Below are 18929 nucleotides of genomic sequence, written 5' to 3'. Positions count from 1 at the left end.
ACTCTCCGAGTCCCCCATCACCCGGCCAGTTCGGCCACCCGGGCACGGATCGCGGCCAAGCCGACTTCGATACCCGCGGGATCCGAACCGGCGCCCTGCGCCATCTCCGGCTTGCCGCCGCCGCGACCCGCGATACTCGGGCCGAAGCTGGCGACCAGATCACCGGCCTTGAAGCCGAGGTCCTGCGCGCTCTTATTGACCGTCACCACGAACGGCACCTTGCCGTCGGCATTGCCGAGCAGCACCACCACCGCCGGGTGGCTGCCGAACCGGCCACGGATATCGGTCGCCAGGGTGCGCAGGTCGCCAGCGGCGACGCCCTCGGGCGCGGCGGCGGCCACCAAGAGCACACTGCCGACCCGTTCGGCCTCGTCCACGAACTTGCCGGCCGAGGCGAGCACCGCGGCGATCTTGGTGCGCTCGAGTTCCTTCTCGGCCACCTTCAGCCGCTCCACGAGCTGCTCGACACGCGCCGGTACCTCCTCCGAGGGCACCTTCAGCGAGGACGCGACACCGGCCAGCAGCGCGCGCTCCTTGGCCAGGTACTGGTAGGAGTCCAGGCCGACGAAGGCCTCCACCCGTCGCTTGCCGGAACCGATGGCGGATTCGCCGAGCACGGTGATCGGGCCGATCTGGGAGGAATGCTGTACGTGCGTACCACCGCACAGCTCCATCGAGAACGGTCCGCCGATCTCGACGACACGCACCTCGTCGCCGTAGTTCTCGCCGAACAGCGCCAGCGCGCCCATCTGCTTGGCCTTGGGCAGATCGGTGACGAAGGTGTTCACCGGGAAGTCGGCGCCCACCGCGTCATTGGAGACGGCCTCGATATCGGCCTTCTGCTGTTCGGAGAGCTGCCCCTGCCAGTTGAAGTCGAAACGCAGATAGCCCGGCTTGTTCATCGAACCGGCCTGCACGGCGTTCGGGCCGAGCACCTGCCGCAGCGCGGCGTGCACCATATGCGTGCCGGAGTGGCCCTGGGTGGCACCGCGCCGCCAGGCCGGATCCGCTTGCGCGAGGACGATATCGCCCTCGGTGATCTGCCCCTGCTCGACAGTGGTCTTGTGCACCCACAGCTTCTTGGCGATCTTCTGCACATCGTTGACGCGCAGCTTGAGCCCCTGGGCGGTAATGGTGCCGCGATCGGCGATCTGACCGCCGGACTCCGCGTAGAGCGGGCTGCGGTCCAGGATGACCTCGACGTCCTGACCGATGGTCGCGGTCGGTACCCGGACGCCGTCGGCGATCAGCGCGAGCACATGCGCCTCGGAGGTCAGCTCGTCGAAGCCGGTGAATTCCGTCGCGCCACGGTCGACCAGTTCCTTGTAGATGGTCAGGTCGGCGTGTCCGTGCTTGCGCGCCTGCGCATCCTCCTTGGCCATCTTCCGCTGCTCGGCCATGAGCGAGCGGAAGCCCTCCTCGTCCACCGACAGTCCCGCCTCGGCCGCCATCTCCAGGGTCAGCTCGATCGGGAAGCCGTAGGTGTCGTGCAGTTTGAAGGCGTCCGAACCCGGAATCGTCTTACCGCCCGCGGCCGCGACCTCGTCGACGGCCTCGGCGAACAACCGGGAGCCGGTGTTGAGTGTTTTGAGGAACGCCGCCTCCTCACCCACCGCGACGTTCTCGATCCGCGCGAAGTCGGTGGCCAGTTCCGGATACGACGGCGACATCAACTCGCTGACGACCTTCATGAACTCGCCGATCACCGGCTTCTCCGCACCCAGCAGCCGGGCCGAGCGCACGATCCGGCGCAACAGGCGGCGCAGCACATAGCCGCGGCCCTCATTACCCGGGTTGACGCCATCGGCGATCAGCATGGCCGAGGTGCGCGCGTGGTCGGCGATGACGCGGAAGCGCCGGTCGTCCTCGTGTTCGACGCCGTAGGACCGGCCGGTCAGCTCTTCGGCCTTATCGATGATCGGGCGCAGCAGATCGGTCTCGTAGACGTTGTCGACGCCCTGCAGCAGCAGCGCGATCCGCTCGACGCCCATGCCGGTATCGATATTCTTCTTGGGCAGCGATCCGATCGGCGGGTGGCCCAGCTTGGGGCTCTGCTCGCCGCGGATGTCCTGCATGAAGACCAGGTTCCAGATCTCCAGGTAGCGATCCTCGTCGGCGACCGGACCGCCGTCCTTGCCGTATTCGGGGCCGCGGTCGTAGTAGATCTCCGAACACGGTCCGCCGGGACCGGGCACGCCCATATCCCAGTAGTTGTCCTTGCCGTCGCGGAACTGGATCCGCTCCTTCGGGATACCCGCGACCCGGTGCCAGATCTCGGCGGCCTCCGGATCGGATTCGTAGGCGGTCACCCAGATCCGCTCGGGATCGAAGCCGTAGCCGCCGTCCTCCTGCGAGTTGGTGATCAACTCCCAGGCGAGGGTGATGGCACCCTCCTTGAAGTAGTCACCGAAGGAGAAGTTGCCCGCCATCTGGAAGAAGGTGTTGTGCCGCGTGGTGACACCGACCTCTTCGATATCGCCGGTGCGGACGCATTTCTGCACACTGGTCGCGCGCGGGAAGGGCGGCGCCTCCTGGCCCAAGAAGTACGGCTTGAACTGAACCATGCCCGCGTTGACGAACAGCAGGGTCGGGTCGGCCAGGATCAGCGAGGCACTGGGCACCTCGGTGTGTCCGGCACGGACGAAATGGTCCAGGAATCGCCGTCGGATCTCGTGGGTCTGCACAGATATCCAGCCTACCGGTGTCCCGCATCCGTTTTTTCAGCGACCGGGGTTGGTGCCGCCACCGTCGACCCGGTCCCGGGGTCGCCGCCGCGCTGATGGCCGGGAATTCGCGGTCAGCGTCCGCGAACGATTCGGCGCAGCTTCTCGACCCGGCGTTGGATATCGCGTTCTACGCCGTGGTCGGTCGGGGTGTAGTAGTCGCGGCCGACGATTTCGTCGGGTGGATACTGCTGGGCCAGTACGCCGTCCGGATCGTCGTGCGGGTATTTGTAGCCCTTGGCATTGCCGAGGGCGGCGGCTCCGGCGTAGTGGCCATCGCGCAGGTGCGGGGGTACCGCACCCGCCTTGCCCGCCGAGATATCGGCGAGGGCGGCGCCGAGGGCGGCCGGGACCGCACCGGATTTCGGGGCGGTGGCCAGGTGGATCGTCGCGTGGGTCAAGGTCAGTTGAGCCTCGGGCATACCGATGAGCTGGACGACGTGCGCGGCCGCGACCGCCGTCTGCAGCGCCATCGGATCGGCCATGCCGATATCCTCGCTGGCCGAGATCACCAGGCGGCGGGCGATGAAGCGGGGGTCCTCCCCCGCACTGAGCATCCGGGCCAGATAGTGCAAGGCCGCATCGACATCCGAGCCGCGAATGGATTTGATGAACGCGCTCACCACGTCGTAGTGCTGATCGCCCGCGCGGTCGTAGCGGACCGCGGCCTTGTCCACGCTGGCTTCGACGAGATCCACGTCGACGGTGCCGTCCAGTGAGGATTCCGCCGACGCCTCCAAGGCGGTCAATGCCCGGCGCGCGTCACCGCCCGCGATCCGCACGATGTGCTCCAGCGCGGCCTCGGTCACCGTGTACGCCCCGTCGTAGCCACGCGGATCCACCAGTGCGCGATCGAGCACGGCCCGGATATCGACCGCGGTGAGCGATTGCAGTTGCAATACCAGCGAGCGCGACAGCAGCGGCGATACCACCGAGAACGACGGATTCTCGGTCGTCGCGCCGACCAGCAGCACGATCCGGTTCTCCACCGCGGCGAGCAGTGCGTCCTGCTGGGTCTTGGAGAAGCGGTGCACCTCATCGATGAACAGCACGGTCTGTTCCCCGACGCTGAGGCGACGGCGGGCCACATCGATGACCGCGCGCACCTCCTTGACCCCCGCCGACAATGCCGACAGCGCTTCGAAGCGGCGGCCGGTGGCCTGCGAGATCAGCGAGGCCAGCGTCGTCTTGCCGGTTCCGGGCGGTCCGTACAGCAACACCGACGCCGCGCCCGAACCCTCGATCAATCGCCGCAGCGGCGATCCGGGCCCGAGCAGATGCTGTTGCCCGACCACCTCGTCCAATGTCGCTGGCCGCATCCGCACCGCGAGCGGCGCACCGGCATCGCGGCGCACGACACTGTCGATGGAGTGCCCCGTCGGCGCATCGTCACCGGGCACGTCGAATAAGCCGTCGCTCACACCCAGCACGTTACCGAGCGGGACCGACACTTCCCCGCAGTGTGGGCGCAGGCGTCGGTGCGGCACCGTCGTCGCCATCCACCGGCGGAGACCGAGCGGTACGGGAACGGTCCCGATTTGCCTGTGGCACATGGATCAGCTGTGATCGACATTCGTGGCCGAAAACGTCGTCGTTCCAGATTCTTTGCCCCTCGGGCCGTTCGCTCGACGCACCCTGCTGAAGGGCGGGGCCGCGGCGACCGCCACCGCGCTGTTGACCACCGCGCCCGCGCGAGCGGAGGGGCCGGTATTCCGCCACGGCGTCGCTTCCGGCGATCCACTGCCGAACGGGGTGATCATCTGGACCCGCGTCACGGTCTCCGATGACGCGACGCCCGGCTCCGGCGTCGGCGCAGCGGCGGCGGTGCGCTGGGAGATCGCCGCCGACGAACGCTTCACCTCCGTCACCGCATCCGGAATCGCCACGGCCACAGCCGAATCCGATCACACGGTCAAGATCGATGTGACCGACCTGCAGCCCGGCAGCGGCTATTTCTACCGCTTCACCGCATTCGGCGTGCACTCCCCGATCGGCCGGACCCGCACCGCCCCGGCCACCTCGACACAGGTCGACCGGCTGCGCTTCGGCGTGGTGTCGTGTTCGAACTGGGAGGCCGGATACTTCGGCGCCTACCGGCGCCTCGCGAACCGCACCGACCTGGACGCGATCGTGCACCTCGGCGACTACATCTACGAATATGGACGCGGCAAATACGGCGGTCGCACCGGCGCGGTTCGCTCGCACGAACCCGCCAACGAGATCGTCACGCTGGCCGACTATCGGATTCGGCACGCGCAGTACAAAACCGATCCTGACCTGCGTGCATTGCATGCGCGAGTGCCGTTCATCTGCACCTGGGACGACCACGAGTTCGCCGATAACGCCTGGTCCGGCGGTGCCAACAACCACGATCCGGCCACCGAGGGCGACTGGCAGTCCCGTCGTGCCGCCTCCGCCCGCGCATATCTCGAATGGATGCCGGTCCGCGCGACCAGCTCGGGTGCCGACGTCCAGATCTATCGGAGACTGCGTTTCGGCGATTTGGCCGAGCTGTCCATGCTCGACCTACGCAGCTATCGCGATCAGGAAGTCAAACCGGGCGCAGGCTGGCGCGAGGTCGACAATCCGGCGCGCACCATTACCGGCAAGGCCCAAATGGATTGGCTCACCAGCGGTTTGGCGTCCGCACCGGCGCAGTGGAAGCTCGTCGGCAATTCGGTGATGATCGCGCCGCTGGTATTCCCGCCGCTGGAACCGGCCACCACCCAGGCCATCACGACCATGATGGGTGTGCCGCAATCCGGGATTCCGGCCAATGGCGACCAGTGGGACGGCTACACCGCGGACCGCCGCACGCTGTTCCAGTCGATCATCGACCAGCAGATCGGCGACGTCGTCTTCCTGACCGGCGATATCCACTCCTCCTGGGCCGCCGACCTGCCCGTCGATCCGGCGAACTATCCGGCCGGACCGACCGTCGGCGCGGAATTCGTCGTCCCGTCGGTCACTTCGTCGAGCCTGGGCGAACTGCTCAAAGCCCCTCCGCGCACGGTCGCGGTGCCGGTCGAGGAATCCGTCAAGGGCGTCAACCGGCATCTGCGGTACGTCGAGATGGAATCGCGCGGGTACGGCGTCCTGGAGGTCACCCCGGCCCAGGCCCAAATGGACTGGTTCTATGTCGCCGATATCGCCGATCCGAATTCCGGTGTCCGCCATGGCGCTTCGTTCGCCGTGCGGTCCGGCGGCCGGGTCGAGCCGCGCCCGGGACCGGTGGCCCAGTAGCGTCTGGCCTCGATCGGCCTGAGCGCGTAATTTCGCGCGAAAGGTCGCCAGATGCACGGACGACCGCTCTTCGCTGCGCCGACCAGGTCGCCGCTCGCCGGGCTCGAGCAGGCCGGGCACGTGCCGAGCCCCCACGAACCGGCGTCAGCGCTTTCGATACGCCCGACACATTTCGGGAGCAGAATTTCTCGCGACAGGTTGTCGATTTCCGTCGAGCTCGCTCGTCGGAACGAATACGACGGCCCGATCGGCGGGTCGCCGGAACCCGAAGGAGCGAGATCATGAGCCAGTACTTGGTGCTGATTTACGAGGACGAGGGCGCATACGCGGGCGCATCGGAGCAGGTCATGGGCGAGGTCTACCAGGCGCACGTGGCCTTCCAGGAGATCGCGGGCGATGCGGTCAAGGGCGGCAACGCACTGCAGCCCACCCCCACCGCCACCTCGATCCGTCAGAACGACAATGGCGATTTCACCGTGACCGACGCGCCGTTCGCCGAGGCCAAGGAGGCCCTCGGCGGCTACTACCTGATCGAGGCCGCCGATCTGGACGCCGCGATCGCACTGGCCAAGCAGGTACCCGCCCGTTTCGGCGGCGTCGAGGTGCGGCCGATCATGACCTTCGACTGATCACCTTCGACTGATCCGATGCCGATCGACACCGATGCGGCCGACCGCGCCGCCGCGGCCGTCGAGCAAGCGCACCGTCGCGAATGGGCCTTCGTGCTCGCCGCGACGGTGCGGCTCGTCCGCGACTTCGATCTCGCCGAGGAATGCGTTCAGGACGCCTATACGCGCGCACTCACCGAGTGGTCCCGACACGGCGTCCCCGCCAAGCCCGGCGCGTGGCTCACCACCGTCGCCCGACGGCGCGGCCTGGATCTGCTGCGCCGCGATTCGACCATGCGACGCACCCTGCCCGAACTGATCACCGACCAGACCGAAGACGACACCGCCGATCTGGCACTCGCCGAACTCGATTCCGCCGCCGCCATCCCCGACGACCGGCTGCGCTTGATCAGCACCTGCTGTCACCCCGCCCTTGCCCGCGAAGCCCAGGTGGCGCTGACCCTGCGCCTCGTCTGCGGCGTCACCACCGCCGAGGTCGCCCGTGCCTTCCTCACCAGCGAATCGACCATGGCGGCCCGAATCACCCGCGCCAAGAAGAAGATCGCGGTGGCGCGCATTCCCTACCGGGTGCCCTCGGTTCGCGAACTTCCCGGCCGGCTCGATGCCATCTGCGCGGTCATCCACCTGCTGTTCACCACCGGTCACACGGCCCCGTCGGGCGATACGCTGGTCCGTCCCGATCTCGTCGAACGAGCACTCCAGGTCGCGCGCATGATGCACACGCTGGTCCCCGACGACCCGTCCGTGACCGGCCTACTCGCCCTGATCCTGCTGACCGACGCGCGGCGTGCCGCTCGGCTGGACGCCGACGGCCGACTCTGCACCCTCGAACACCAGGACCGGTCGCGCTGGGACCGAGCGGCCGTTGCCGAAGGCGTCGCCTTGGTGAAAAGCGCTCTGCCACATACCGATCGATATACCCTGCAGGCCGCCATCGCCGCCGTACACGATGAGTCCCCCTCCTGGGAACAGACCGACTGGCGCGAGATCACCGGCCTCTACGCGCTACTGCTGCGCATCTGGCCCGCACCGGTCGCCCGCCTCAATTACGCTGTGGCCGTGGGCCTTTCCGGTAACCCCGCACGTGGGCTCGCCCTACTCGACGCACTCGCCAGCGAACCGGCCCTGGCCACCTACGGCTACCTGGAGGCCTCCCGCGCCGCCTTCCTCACCCAACTGGGCCGCACCACCGAAGCTGCCCGAGCCTACGAATCAGCCCTGTTCCTGACCGAAAACACGGTAGAACGAGCCTATCTGGAATCCCGCCTCGCCGAACTCAACCCCTGAACCGACGAGCGCGAAACCCTATTCCGCCCAACGCTCTTCGAGCATCGCCGACACATCTTCGGCGAAATCACCGACCGCGTCGTCGCCGGTGCAGCGCGCGTCCTCCGCCAGCGCGGCCCAGCGGTTGATCAGGGCTTCCGAGCGCGGCACGGACAGGCCGTGCTCACGGGCGGAGGCGATGCGGGTGTGGTCCGCGGGCAGGAACCAGTAGGTGGTCAGCCACACCCAGATGAGGCGGGCCTCCAGGATTCGTTCGGCGAGCACGGCGTCATCGGCCAGTGCGGGCCAGACGCCGACGACCTCCGCGCGCCACGCCTCCACCATCTGCTTGGCCCGTTCGCGGGACAGTTCGAAGTCGCAGAGGCAACCGGGGCAGGAGACCAGGGCATAGGCGATATCGAGGGTGGCATCGCGGTAGCCGCCCCATTCGTAGTCCAAGAAGCGCGCGCCCTCCTCATTGAGGATCACGTTGTCGGGACACAGATCGGACGGGCTGAACGCACGGAAGCGACCGGCGGAGAACAGCCGATTGCCCCGGACGATCCGCTCGGCGATCTCGCCGGGCACCTCGATGCCGAGTTCACGCTGCAGCATACCGGGCACCTCGGAGATCGCGGCCTCGGCCTGTTGCGCGATGCCGTCGACCCGATGCACCACATCCACCCGGCGCAGCAGTGCGACGAAATCGGCTTCGCGCCCGACGGTCGCCGCATGCATCCGACCCAGCGCCTGCGCGAATGCCATCAACCCATTGCGCGTCACCGGTTCCGCACCGGATTGCAGCACCTGCGTCATCCGGGAGTTGTCACCGAGATCGCTCAGCACGAGCAGCCGATCCGGAAGGCTGTGCGCGATCAGGTATGCGCCGGGCCGCTGCTCGCGGCTGAGCGCGGTGGTGAACTGATAGGACACGGCCTCGCGCAGGAATGCGGAATCGATGCTGGCGACACCGGGTGCCAGACCACCCGTCGTGCGGTCCGCCGCGGATCCGCGCACCTGCTTGACGATGAGCGTCCGGGGTAGGGAGAAGGCGTTCTCCGAAACGCGCACGCGTAGGACCGTCGTCCTACCACTACCGCTGAGTTCCATCGGATCGCTCAGCTTTACCGGAGCACCCATTCGCTTTGTGAGCAACTGTTGTGCTGCGGACACGACTTCGGCGGCGCGTTCGGCCAATAGTGCGGTCATCGCTACTCAAGCTACTCGCACCGGGTCACTTCTAGCGAGCGGTTACACAACCTTTCCGCGTCGTTCGGCGTGTCTGCGTCAAGGTTGCGGACGGGGCGCTGCTTGCTTGACACCATTGCGGCTGTCCGGTTTTCTCATCGTCAACTGCCGTGCGCCACACCGCAAACCAGTTGCGTCGAAAGGTCTGCAGATAATGGCCGACACCCCGTCGCCCCACCCGAACGAACCAACTGGCTCGCCCGAGCACAGCGGCGGCGCGCCCGAGGACAGCGCTGGCGAACAGTTCGCTGCGCGACCGGGGCAGCACGAAAGTCCGAACCCGCAACCGACGGAACCGAGCACCGAACATAGCAGACACGAGATGGCGGGACCCGCCGGGTACCCACAGTTCGAGGGGCCCGGGCCGGCGCAATACGGCAGTGAACCGGCGCAGTCGCCAACGCCGGTTGGTGCGCCCACGCAATCAGGGCAGCCCAGCTACGGTCCGCCGGGAACCGGCCCCGCACCAGCGCCGGGAACGATGCCGCCAGGTGCAATGCCGACCGGCCCCACACCGACCGGTGGGGCTCCCAGCTTGGACAAGCCCGGCGCAGTACCTCCTGGCGCCGTACCTCCTGTCGCAATGCCACCAGGCGCACCGCAACCCGGCGCAATGCCACCCGGCGCAATGCCACCCGGCGCACCGCAACCCGGCGCAATGCCTCCCGGCGCAACGCAACCCGGCACAATGCCTCCCGGCGCAATGCCACCCGACTTCCACCCCGACGCACCGACCTACGGCTACCAATCCGCCCCCGGCGTCCCGATCAGCCTCGACGTCGGCAATGCACTGAGCTACGGCTGGGAGAAGTTCCGCGCGAATTTCGGTCCCTGGCTGGCGGTCACGGCACTCGGCGTGATCATCTACCTCGCCTTCGTGCTCATCGTCCAGGTGGTCCAACCGAATTCGCTGTTCAGCCTGTTGCTGATCTTCTTGGCGGTGATGGTCGCGATCTGGCTGCTGCAGGCCGCCATGATCCGCGGTGCCCTCTATGAAACCGACGGCAACAAACCGACTTTCGCGTCCTACTTTCATTTCGTGAACGCGGGCAATGTCCTCTTGACAGCCCTACTGGCCTTCGCACTCACCTGGATCGGCGCGGCACTGTGCTTCGTGCCCGGCCTGATCGCTGGGTTCCTGTGCATGTTCGCACTGCATTTCGTCGTCGATCAGGAACAGGGCCCGTTCGCCGCGATCAAGTCCAGCGCCACCCTGGTCATCGGCAATATCGGGCAGGTGCTGCTACTCGCCCTTGCGGTCCTGGTGATCACCTTTGTCGCCACGCTGCTGTGCGGTTTCGGCCTGCTGGTCGCCGGACCGGTGTGCACGATCGCGGTCACCTACGCCTACCGGGCACTCACCGGCGGCACCCTGTCCGCCTCCTAGTCCTGCGGCGCTGGGCGCACCCGCGCCCAGCGCTTGCGGAACCTTGGCCCCGCAACAGAATTGGCGGTCACTTCGAGGACAACGACGGCGTCCACAGCCACGTCTGGAACTGCGCGATCGGCCACTGGCTGCCAGCGCGCGGGCGATGCACGAGCACCCCGGCGTAAGGATGTCCGCCAGGTTCACGGTGAGCGACCGATGCGACGCTGCCCCGGTCGCTCACCGCGGTAAGCCGGAGAACGTAAGACCTACTCCGCTGTGGCCGGGCCCTTCGCCGCGCCGTCCTTCTTCTGCTCCGGCTTGACGTCCAGACCCGCTTCCTTGCGCTGCTGCGCGGTGATCGGTGCGGGTGCGTCGGTCAGCGGATCGACACCGCCGCCGGTCTTCGGGAAGGCGATGACCTCGCGGATCGAATCCATACCGGCCAGCAGCGCGGTGATCCGGTCCCAGCCGAATGCGATACCGCCGTGCGGCGGCGCGCCGTAGGAGAACGCGTCGAGCAGGAAGCCGAACTTCTCCTGGGCCTCCTCGTGCCCGATGCCCATCACCTTGAAGACGCGCTCCTGGACATCGCGGCGATGGATACGGATGCTGCCGCCACCGATCTCATTGCCGTTGCAGACGATGTCGTAGGCATAGGCCAGGGCCGAACCCGGGTCGGTATCGAAGGTGTCGATCGATTCCGGCTTGGGCGAGGTGAACGCGTGGTGTACCGCCGTCCACGCCGAATAGCCAAGTGCCACATCACCACTCGCGGTCGCGTCGGCGGTTGGCTCGAACATCGGCGCATCCACGATCCACACGAACGCCCAGGCGTTCTCATCGATCAGACCGCATTTGCGCGCGATCTCGCCGCGCGCCGCACCGAGCAGCGCACGCTGCGCCTTGGCCGGACCGGCGGCGAAGAACACACAGTCACCGGGCACCGCGCCGACATGTTTGGCCAAGCCCTCGCGCTCGGATTCGCTGAGGTTCTTGGCGACCGGACCGCCGAGCGTGCCGTCCTCCTGCACCAGCACATACGCCAAACCCTTGGCGCCGCGCTGCTTGGCCCACTCCTGCCAGGCGTCGAGCTGACGCCGCGGCTGGCTCGCACCGCCCGGCATGACGACCGCGCCGACGTACTCCGCCTGGAATACCCGGAACGGGGTGTCCTTGAAGTATTCGGCGCATTCGGTGATCTCGACGCCGAAACGCAGGTCCGGCTTATCGGTACCGAAGCGACGCATCGCCTCGGCATAGGTCATATGCGGAATCGGGAAGGGGATCTCGTAGCCGACCAGCCGCCACAGCGCCTCCAGGATCTCCTCGGCGACGAGGATCACATCCTCCTGGCGCACGAAGCTCATCTCGAGGTCGAGCTGCGTGAATTCGGGCTGACGGTCGGCGCGGAAGTCCTCGTCGCGGTAGCAGCGCGCGATCTGGTAGTACCGCTCGACGCCGGCGACCATCAGCAGCTGCTTGAACAGCTGCGGGCTCTGCGGCAGCGCGTAGAAGCTGCCCGGCTGCAGGCGTGCGGGCACCAGGAAGTCGCGGGCGCCCTCGGGAGTCGAGCGCGTCATCGTCGGGGTCTCGACCTCGACGAACTCGTGCTGGGCCAATACCGCGCGGGCGGCGGCGTTGACCTTGGACCGCAGCCGAATGGCCTTACCGGGCGCCTCGCGACGCAGATCGAGGTAGCGGTACTTCAGTCGGGCCTCTTCACCGGGCTGCTCGTCGAGCTGGAACGGCAGCGGTGCGGCCTCGTTGAGTACCTCGAGCTGGGTGACGTTGACCTCGATCGAACCGGTCGGCAACTCCGGGTTCTCATTGCCGTCGGGCCGCCGCTCGACGACACCGGTGACCAGCACGCAATACTCGGCGCGCAGTTTGTGCGCCTGTTCGGCGGGCTCACCCTCGCGGAACACCGCCTGCGCCACACCCGACGCATCGCGCAGATCGATGAAGATCACGCCACCGTGGTCACGACGCCGGGCCACCCAGCCGGTGAGGGTGACGGTCTGACCGGCGTGCTCGCTTCGCAGCGAACCAGCCAAGTGGGTGCGCAGCACAGGATTCCTTTCGACGAATGTGACACCGGAAGGGCGAACCCGGTGCGCGTCCATCGTAGTGAGACACATTCCCCAACTGGAAACCGATATCGCCGCCACCCGTGCGAAGCTGTATAGCGACACGGTTGCGGCGGCCTCTCCCGGGCCGAATCCGAGCATCACGGCTTCCGTGCCCACCGCCGCAGGCGCTGCAAATCCAACTCAGAAAGCGAAGCAGATGACCTTCAACGAAGGCCTCCAGATCGACCCGGATCGCGCTTCCTCCGGTGGTGGACCGGGGATGGGCGGCAAGCTGGCGCTGGGCGGTGGCGCGGGCGGTCTGATCCTGCTGGTGCTGGGCCTGCTGTTGGGCGGCGATCCCGGGTCGCTGCTCGGACAGCTGAACGGCACCGAGAGCAGCACTGTGCAGCCCGGGACCGCTGGCACGCCCGCGCACTGCAAGACCGGAGCGGACGCCAATAGGTACGTCGACTGCCGGGTGGTGGCCACCGCACAGAGCCTCGACGCGGTGTGGGCGGCGCAACTGCCGCAGCAGACCGGTAAGAAGTATTCGAAGCCGAAGCTGGTGCTGTTCTCCGGCGCCGTCTCGACCGGCTGCGGCAATGCGACCAGCGCGGTCGGCCCGTTCTACTGCCCCGCCGACCGGACCGCCTACTTCGACACCAGCTTCTTCCAGGAGCTGGTCGACCGCTTCGGGTCCAGCGGCGGCCCGCTCGCCCAGGAGTACGTGGTGGCGCACGAGATCGGCCACCACATCCAGAACCTGCTCGGCGATATCGGCCGGGCCCAGCGGGATCCGCGCGGACCCGAGTCGGGCGCGGTGCGCACCGAACTCCAGGCCGACTGCTACGCGGGCATCTGGGCCCACTTCGCGGATAAGCAGAACGCCCCCGGCAGCGACCAGCCGTTTCTGAAACCCCTGTCCGACAACGACATCCGCGATGCCCTCTCCGCCGCCTCCGCGGTCGGCGACGACCGGATCCAGCGCGCCGCCCAGGGGCGGGTCAATCCGGAGGCCTGGACCCACGGCTCCTCGGAGCAGCGGCAGAAGTGGTTCCTCACCGGATATAAGACCGGCCAGGTCCAGGCATGCGATACGTACTCGGCGCCAGATCTGACCAATCCGTCGGGCCTGCGCTGATCCAGAGGAATTTTGCGACACCACCGCGCGTGGGCACCGATTCGGGCCCGCGCACTGCGATGATCGAGGGCATCCGGCTCGATCATCCAGAGCAATTGGCCTGTTGCACACCGTAGATGGGGATTTCATGCGAACGAAGTCGGCACTGCTGGTTCTGGTCGTGGCACTCGCCGGTAGCTGGGGCATCGCCTCGGCCCAACCGGCCATCGACGCGCCACCGCCCGCGCCGGTCCAGGCCCCCTTGCCCGCCACCGCGTTGTTGACGCTGACGACCATTCCGAGCGGCTGGTCCGAGCGGGTCGACCTGCGCCCGATGCTGCAGATCTACGCCGATGGCCGCGCCGTCCACCAACCCGACGCCGCCACGCCCACCCGGGCCGCCGACGTCTCACCACAGCGGCTCACCGGCACCATTTCCACCGACGTCCTGACTGCCGCACTGGCGGAAACCAGAGCACTCGCGGCCCTCGATCTCGGCATGCCGAGCGATGACGACCAGGGCTTGCAGATCATCGACCTCATGCCCGCCCCACCCGACCAGGACGTCCATGTGCTCATGTACGCCCCGGAGGCGACCCAGGGCCTGACCACTGACCAGCAGGACAACCGCAAACGCTTCACCGATCTCTACCGCAAGCTCCTCGACGCCTTCAGCCAGGACCACTGAATCCACCAGCTCCGAGCGCCGCGCGCCCCTCCCCACACCAGGGCTGGGGTCGCGGTCTTCGGCCCCGAGATCTATGCGGCCGCACCCCAATGGGGTTTCGGGTTGCGCGGACGCAGCAGACTCGTCGGCGGGTCTCCACACTCGGATTTCGAGTCAGCAGAGAGACCCCATACCGGGTGGAATCCCGACAACGGGGACCCGGAGGGATAGGAACGCCGCAACGACAGCACCCCGGCCGGAAACCGGGCGGGGCACTGTCAGAACCGTTGTGGTGGTTGGGGTTAGAACTGGTCCTGTTCGTAATCCGAGCTGACCAGCTCGTCGGGATGGGTCGCACCGATGACATCGGGGGTGGACTCCCCGAGAGGGCCGGTGAGGTCGTCATTGCCGGTGCGGCTCTGGTAGGGCTCGACGGTGCGTGAGTGCTCGTCGTCGTTGGCACCGCGCTGCCCGGTGGCGCCGGGGCTACCACCCATGAAGGAGTTGCCCGTGCTGGCGGAGCTGGTCGATGTGCCGGTGCCGAACGACGTGCCCGACACACCCGAGACCCGGCTGATGGGCGACACGGTGCTGCCCGGGGTGCCGGTCACCTTCTGTGTCGACGGCGAACCCGATCCACTCGACGATCCGGACCGGCTCCCGATGCCGGTGATGCTCGGCGTGCCCGTGGTGGTGTGTCCGGTGCTGGTCGATGCCGTCGTGGTGGCCGTACTCGGTGAACTGGAGGTGCTCGATCCGTCCAACAGGCTGGCGGCATTGGTCGAGGTGTCCGATGCGATCGACTGCGCCTGCTCCAGGATCGGCTCACCGATGTTCTGCATGACCGCCTGCGCGACCTCCTGCGGGGCGGGCAGACCGCTGGTCCCGAGCAGCTGGTTCACCAGACCGGTCAGTTCGGCCGTCTTCCCGGCCAGGTCACCCCGGGTGGCATTGGCGACCGCGACGGCCGACCCCAGATGTTCGGTCGCCGTCGCGATCAGCGCGGCCTGACCGGGCGGGGTCAGCGCCACCGGCACGAGCGCGGTGGCCTGCGTGGCGAATTCGCTTGCGATCCCGAGCAACTGTGCATTGCCCTGCTGCACCACCGCGGCGGCCCGCTGGGTGAGTTCGGAGATATCGATACCGCGCTGGCTGGTGTCCTGCCCCTGGGTCTGTGCCGTCTTGCTCGCGGCCTGCGCCTCGCGCGAGGACTGGCCCTCCCACAGCTGCTCGACGGTCTGCAGACCACCCTTGCCCACGCTCACGGCCGCGTCGATGATCTTCGAGGACTGACTGAGAATCGCGGTCGGGTCGAACGCGCCGATAACGCCGGTGCCGAAGCTGCTGAGCAGTTGGAGAATCGGCTGGAACAAGGTGTCGATGCCGGGAATCCCGGGAATCGATAGCCCCTGCATCAGCGCCGCGACCGGATCGGTAGGAATGTCGGTGGCCGCCGCGCTCGCCGCCGCTCCCTGGGTGCTCGCCCCGCCGAGCGCGCTGCTCACCGCGCTCTGCGCCTGCTGCGCCACGCTCTGCGCCGCTTGGACCACCGGCGCCGCCGCATGGCTGATCGCGGTATGCGCATCGGTGAGTGCCTGCGATACGTCCGGCGGCACCGCGCCGGACAAGATCGCGCTGGCATCCGGCGTCGCATTGCCGTTCAGTCCCGACAATCCTGCTGGCATGGTGCCCAGCTGCGGCGAGTCCTCGGTGATCTTGCGTGCGAGCACGAATTCGGGCGCCTCGATCGGCGGCAGATCCGCGGGCAACTGCGGCAGCGACAGATCGCTCAACCCCTGCCCCACATTCTGCAGTGCATCGACCGCGGTGTTCTGTGTCGCGATCACGGCCTCTTCGATCGCCACGCTCTGGCCGTCGGGTGCGATCACGCCGGTATCCATCGGCTTCATGCCCCGCCTCCGACCTGGTTCGCAATCGCGTTCAATACGCCGGCGTTGCTGGAATCGGTGGTATCGAACGCACCGGCCGCGGTGAACGCCGACTTCGACAGCTTGTCGTACTTGGCCGAGAGATCGTTGATGTCCTTGGCCTGCAATACCTGCGCCGCGGCGAAGGCCAACAGATAGTCGGCGCCGATCAAACCGAATACCGGCGTGAGCGCGGCGACGTTCTGCACCGCGTCGAAATTGCCCGCCCCCGCGATCTCGCTGGCCACCCCGGCGTTCGTGGTAGCGAAGGCTCGAACCGCATCGGTCTCCACCGAGAGATCAGCCATCGAGTTGCACCCCCCATATCCTTTTGAACTGCAGTTCAGTACTCATAGCGTCGATCAACGTCACTCCCTGCCCGGACCGGCAGCTGAGCCGTGATCGGGCCCCTGCGCAGCCGCGAGTTGATACCAGCGCCGCTGCGGTTGCGCCCAATATAGCGGACCCCAACGGCATCTTTCGAGCCCAACGCGGCCACCGGAAAGGAACTGGAACGTGTTGCAAATTAGAACAAGTTCTATATTCTCGATCACATGAAGGTCGCAGTGACCGGCGCAGCCGGGTACCTTGGCACGAATCTGCTCAGCCTGCTGGTCGAACGAGGACATGAGGTCACGGCAATCGATCGCATCGTTCCGGAGCAGCGGACGGACCCGAACGTCACCTGGGTCAGCGGCAATGTGCTCGATCCCGAATCCATGCGCACCGTCCTCGCGGGCGCGGAGATCGTCTACCACCTGGTCGCGGTGATCACCCTGGCCGAGCAGCACGACCTGGCCTGGAAGGTCAATACCGAGGGTGTGCGCGTCGTCGCCGAGGCCGCACTCGACCTCGGCGTGCGCCGGATGGTGCACGCCAGCTCCATCCACGCCTTCAACCAGTACACCTGCGGCGGCCGCATCGACGAGTCCTCGGTGCGCTCCACCGATCCGAGCCTGCCCGTGTACGACCGGTCCAAGTGGGCGGGCGAGGTCGAGTTGCGCAAGGTCATCGACAAGGGCCTCGACGCGGTCATCTGCAATCCCACCGGCGTGTTCGGCCCGCTCGACTACAGCACCCCGCTGTCCAGGATCAACCGCACGCTCAAGGACGCGGCCCGCGGCCGGGTGCCCGCGATGATCGGCGGCGGCTTCGATCTGGTCGACGTGCGCGATGTCGCCAAGGGCCTGATCCTGGCCGGGGAGCGCGGCAAGACCGGCGAGAACTACCTGCTCGGCGGCTCGATGATCTCCATGCTCGACCTGTGCCGCACGGCGGCGGCCTGCGGCGGCAAGAAGGGGCCGAAGTTCTCGATCTCCCCCAAGGTCGTCCACGGCCTGATCCCGGCACTCGAGCCGATCGGCAAACTCTTCAAGACCGATATCGTCTCGAAGGCCGCGCTCGGCGCGCTGGTCTCGGCCCCGGTCGTCGATCACGGCAAGGCCGAACGCGAAATCGGCTATCAGCCACGGCCCATCGAGGAGACCGTGCGTGATCTGGTCACCTTCTTCACCGACCCGCAGCAGCTCACCGAGTCCAACACCCGACAGATCGCTTGACACTGTTTAGAACACATGTTCGACTGAGAGGGTGCGGTGGCAAAGCCAAACCCTGGATGCCGACGACGGCGCCCTGCCCGGCCTAGGCCGGGCGGGTTTCGTGCGCACCGTACAGACCCCCGAATTCGAGGGCATCACGTTCCACGAGGTGCTGTGCAAGAGCGCGTTGAACAAAATGCCCGAGGCGTCGAACCTGCCGTTCCATTGGACGATCAATCCGATGCGCGGTTGTTCGCATGCCTGCCGTTACTGTTTCGCGCGCCCCACCCACGAGTATCTCGATCTGGACGCCGGCCGGGATTTCGATTCGCAGATCGTGGTGAAGACCAATATCGCCGCGGTACTGCGCAAGGAACTCGGCCGCCGCTCCTGGCATCGGGAACCAGTCGCACTCGGCACCAATACCGATCCGTATCAACGTGCCGAGGGTCGATATCGGTTGATGCCCGGCATCATTCGCGCACTGACCGATTCCGGGACGCCATTCTCCATCCTCACCAAGGGCACTCTGCTGCGCCGGGATCTACCACTGCTCACCGCGGCGGCCGAGCAGGTCCGGGTGAGCATCGCGGTCTCCATCGCGATCCTCGACATCGATCTGCACCACAGCCTCGAGTCGGGCACCCCGGCTCCGAAGGCACGGCTGGAGATGGTGCGAGCGCTCGCCGATGCCGGGTTCGAGGTAAATGTCATGGTCGCGCCGGTGATTCCGTATCTCACCGACAGCCGCGCTCATCTGGACGCGCTGTTCGGCGCGATCGCCGAGGCCGGGGCGGTTTCGGTGGTCGCGTTCCCGATGCACCTGCGCGGCGCCACCCGCGGCTGGTTTCTGAGCTGGCTGGCCGAGCACCATCCCGCGCTGCTGCGCCGCTATCGCCAGCTTTATGGCCGGGGCGCCTATGTGACACCGGAGTACGGCTCCTGGCTACGCGAGCGGGTGCAGCCGCTGCTACAACAGCACGGCCTCATCCGCGAACACACCCCGGAACCCGAGACCCAGGCCACGGCACCGGTTCCGAACGACACGCAGCTGGCGCTCTTCGCGTAAAGCATTTCACAAGCAAATCCCGCACACGGCGGAGTAGGTTGGCCAATGGCACCTCCCATC

The 18929-nt window shown here is 67.1% G+C and carries 14 protein-coding genes; 8 read left to right on the top strand and 6 right to left on the bottom strand.

Going from position 1 to position 18929, the window contains the following annotated elements; translation table 11 throughout:
• Positions 1–17: 17 nt before the first annotated feature.
• Both alaS and ACQP2D_RS15060 read right to left on the bottom strand, forming a co-directional pair.
• Positions 18–2684, bottom strand: a complete 2667-nt coding sequence (gene alaS / locus ACQP2D_RS15065; RefSeq protein ID WP_433684315.1) for an alanine--tRNA ligase — start codon at positions 2682–2684, stop codon at positions 18–20.
• Between the two features lie 113 nt (positions 2685–2797).
• Positions 2798–4144 (bottom strand): replication-associated recombination protein A, encoded by a 1347-nt coding sequence (locus ACQP2D_RS15060; protein ID WP_433684314.1) that lies wholly within the window; start codon positions 4142–4144, stop codon positions 2798–2800.
• Positions 4145–4298: 154 nt separating this feature from the next.
• On the opposite strand from ACQP2D_RS15060, the gene ACQP2D_RS15055 reads away from it, so the two are divergent.
• From ACQP2D_RS15055 to ACQP2D_RS15045, 3 genes are all read left to right on the top strand, one after another.
• Entirely contained in the window at positions 4299–5966 is a 1668-nt protein-coding gene (locus ACQP2D_RS15055; RefSeq protein WP_433684313.1) for an alkaline phosphatase D family protein, read from the top strand.
• Between the two features lie 281 nt (positions 5967–6247).
• On the top strand, positions 6248–6595 hold the full coding sequence (locus ACQP2D_RS15050; RefSeq protein ID WP_433684312.1) for a YciI family protein: 348 nt from the start codon (positions 6248–6250) through the stop codon (positions 6593–6595).
• 18 nt (positions 6596–6613) lie between these two features.
• On the top strand, positions 6614–7882 hold the full coding sequence (locus ACQP2D_RS15045) for an RNA polymerase sigma factor (RefSeq protein ID WP_433684311.1): 1269 nt from the start codon (positions 6614–6616) through the stop codon (positions 7880–7882).
• 18 nt (positions 7883–7900) lie between these two features.
• Here the strand turns inward: ACQP2D_RS15045 and ACQP2D_RS15040 are convergent, their stop codons facing one another.
• Positions 7901–9070, bottom strand: a complete 1170-nt coding sequence (locus ACQP2D_RS15040; RefSeq protein WP_433684310.1) for a phosphotransferase family protein — start codon at positions 9068–9070, stop codon at positions 7901–7903.
• Positions 9071–9812: 742 nt separating this feature from the next.
• Between ACQP2D_RS15040 and ACQP2D_RS15035 the strand changes: the two genes are divergently transcribed.
• A complete protein-coding gene (locus ACQP2D_RS15035) occupies positions 9813–10496 on the top strand; it encodes a hypothetical protein (protein ID WP_433684309.1) in 684 nt (227 codons plus the stop codon).
• Positions 10497–10744: 248 nt separating this feature from the next.
• On the opposite strand, the gene aspS is transcribed toward ACQP2D_RS15035, so the two are convergent.
• Positions 10745–12547, bottom strand: coding sequence for an aspartate--tRNA ligase (gene aspS, locus ACQP2D_RS15030; RefSeq protein WP_433684308.1), 1803 nt, complete (start codon positions 12545–12547; stop codon positions 10745–10747).
• A 217-nt stretch (positions 12548–12764) separates the two neighbouring features.
• On the opposite strand from aspS, the gene ypfJ reads away from it, so the two are divergent.
• Both ypfJ and ACQP2D_RS15020 read left to right on the top strand, forming a co-directional pair.
• Positions 12765–13688 (top strand): KPN_02809 family neutral zinc metallopeptidase, encoded by a 924-nt coding sequence (ypfJ, locus tag ACQP2D_RS15025; protein ID WP_433684307.1) that lies wholly within the window; start codon positions 12765–12767, stop codon positions 13686–13688.
• Positions 13689–13815: 127 nt separating this feature from the next.
• A complete protein-coding gene (locus ACQP2D_RS15020) occupies positions 13816–14355 on the top strand; it encodes a hypothetical protein (protein WP_433684306.1) in 540 nt (179 codons plus the stop codon).
• Positions 14356–14636: 281 nt separating this feature from the next.
• Here ACQP2D_RS15020 and ACQP2D_RS15015 read toward each other — a convergent pair whose 3' ends face one another.
• Together ACQP2D_RS15015 and ACQP2D_RS15010 are read right to left on the bottom strand one after the other, a co-directional pair.
• A complete protein-coding gene (locus ACQP2D_RS15015) occupies positions 14637–16244 on the bottom strand; it encodes a hypothetical protein (RefSeq protein ID WP_433684305.1) in 1608 nt (535 codons plus the stop codon).
• A complete protein-coding gene (locus ACQP2D_RS15010) occupies positions 16241–16570 on the bottom strand; it encodes a type VII secretion target (RefSeq protein ID WP_433684304.1) in 330 nt (109 codons plus the stop codon). Before ACQP2D_RS15010 ends, ACQP2D_RS15015 begins: the two co-directional genes overlap by 4 nt.
• Positions 16571–16816: 246 nt before the next feature.
• Here ACQP2D_RS15010 and ACQP2D_RS15005 point away from each other — a divergent pair, with 246 nt between their 5' ends.
• On the top strand, positions 16817–17821 hold the full coding sequence (locus ACQP2D_RS15005) for an NAD-dependent epimerase/dehydratase family protein (RefSeq protein WP_433684303.1): 1005 nt from the start codon (positions 16817–16819) through the stop codon (positions 17819–17821).
• 31 nt (positions 17822–17852) lie between these two features.
• The gene (locus ACQP2D_RS15000; RefSeq protein WP_433684302.1) at positions 17853–18869 is read left to right on the top strand and encodes an Rv2578c family radical SAM protein; all 1017 of its coding nucleotides are present in this window, start codon (positions 17853–17855) and stop codon (positions 18867–18869) included.
• Positions 18870–18929 lie beyond the last annotated feature (60 nt).

It is taken from the genome of Nocardia sp. CA-119907, assembly GCF_050955995.1.
In the GTDB taxonomy this organism is placed as follows: Bacteria; Actinomycetota; Actinomycetes; order Mycobacteriales; family Mycobacteriaceae; genus Nocardia.
Note: the sequence above shows the minus strand (reverse complement) of the source record. Positions and strands in the feature narration are given on the sequence as shown.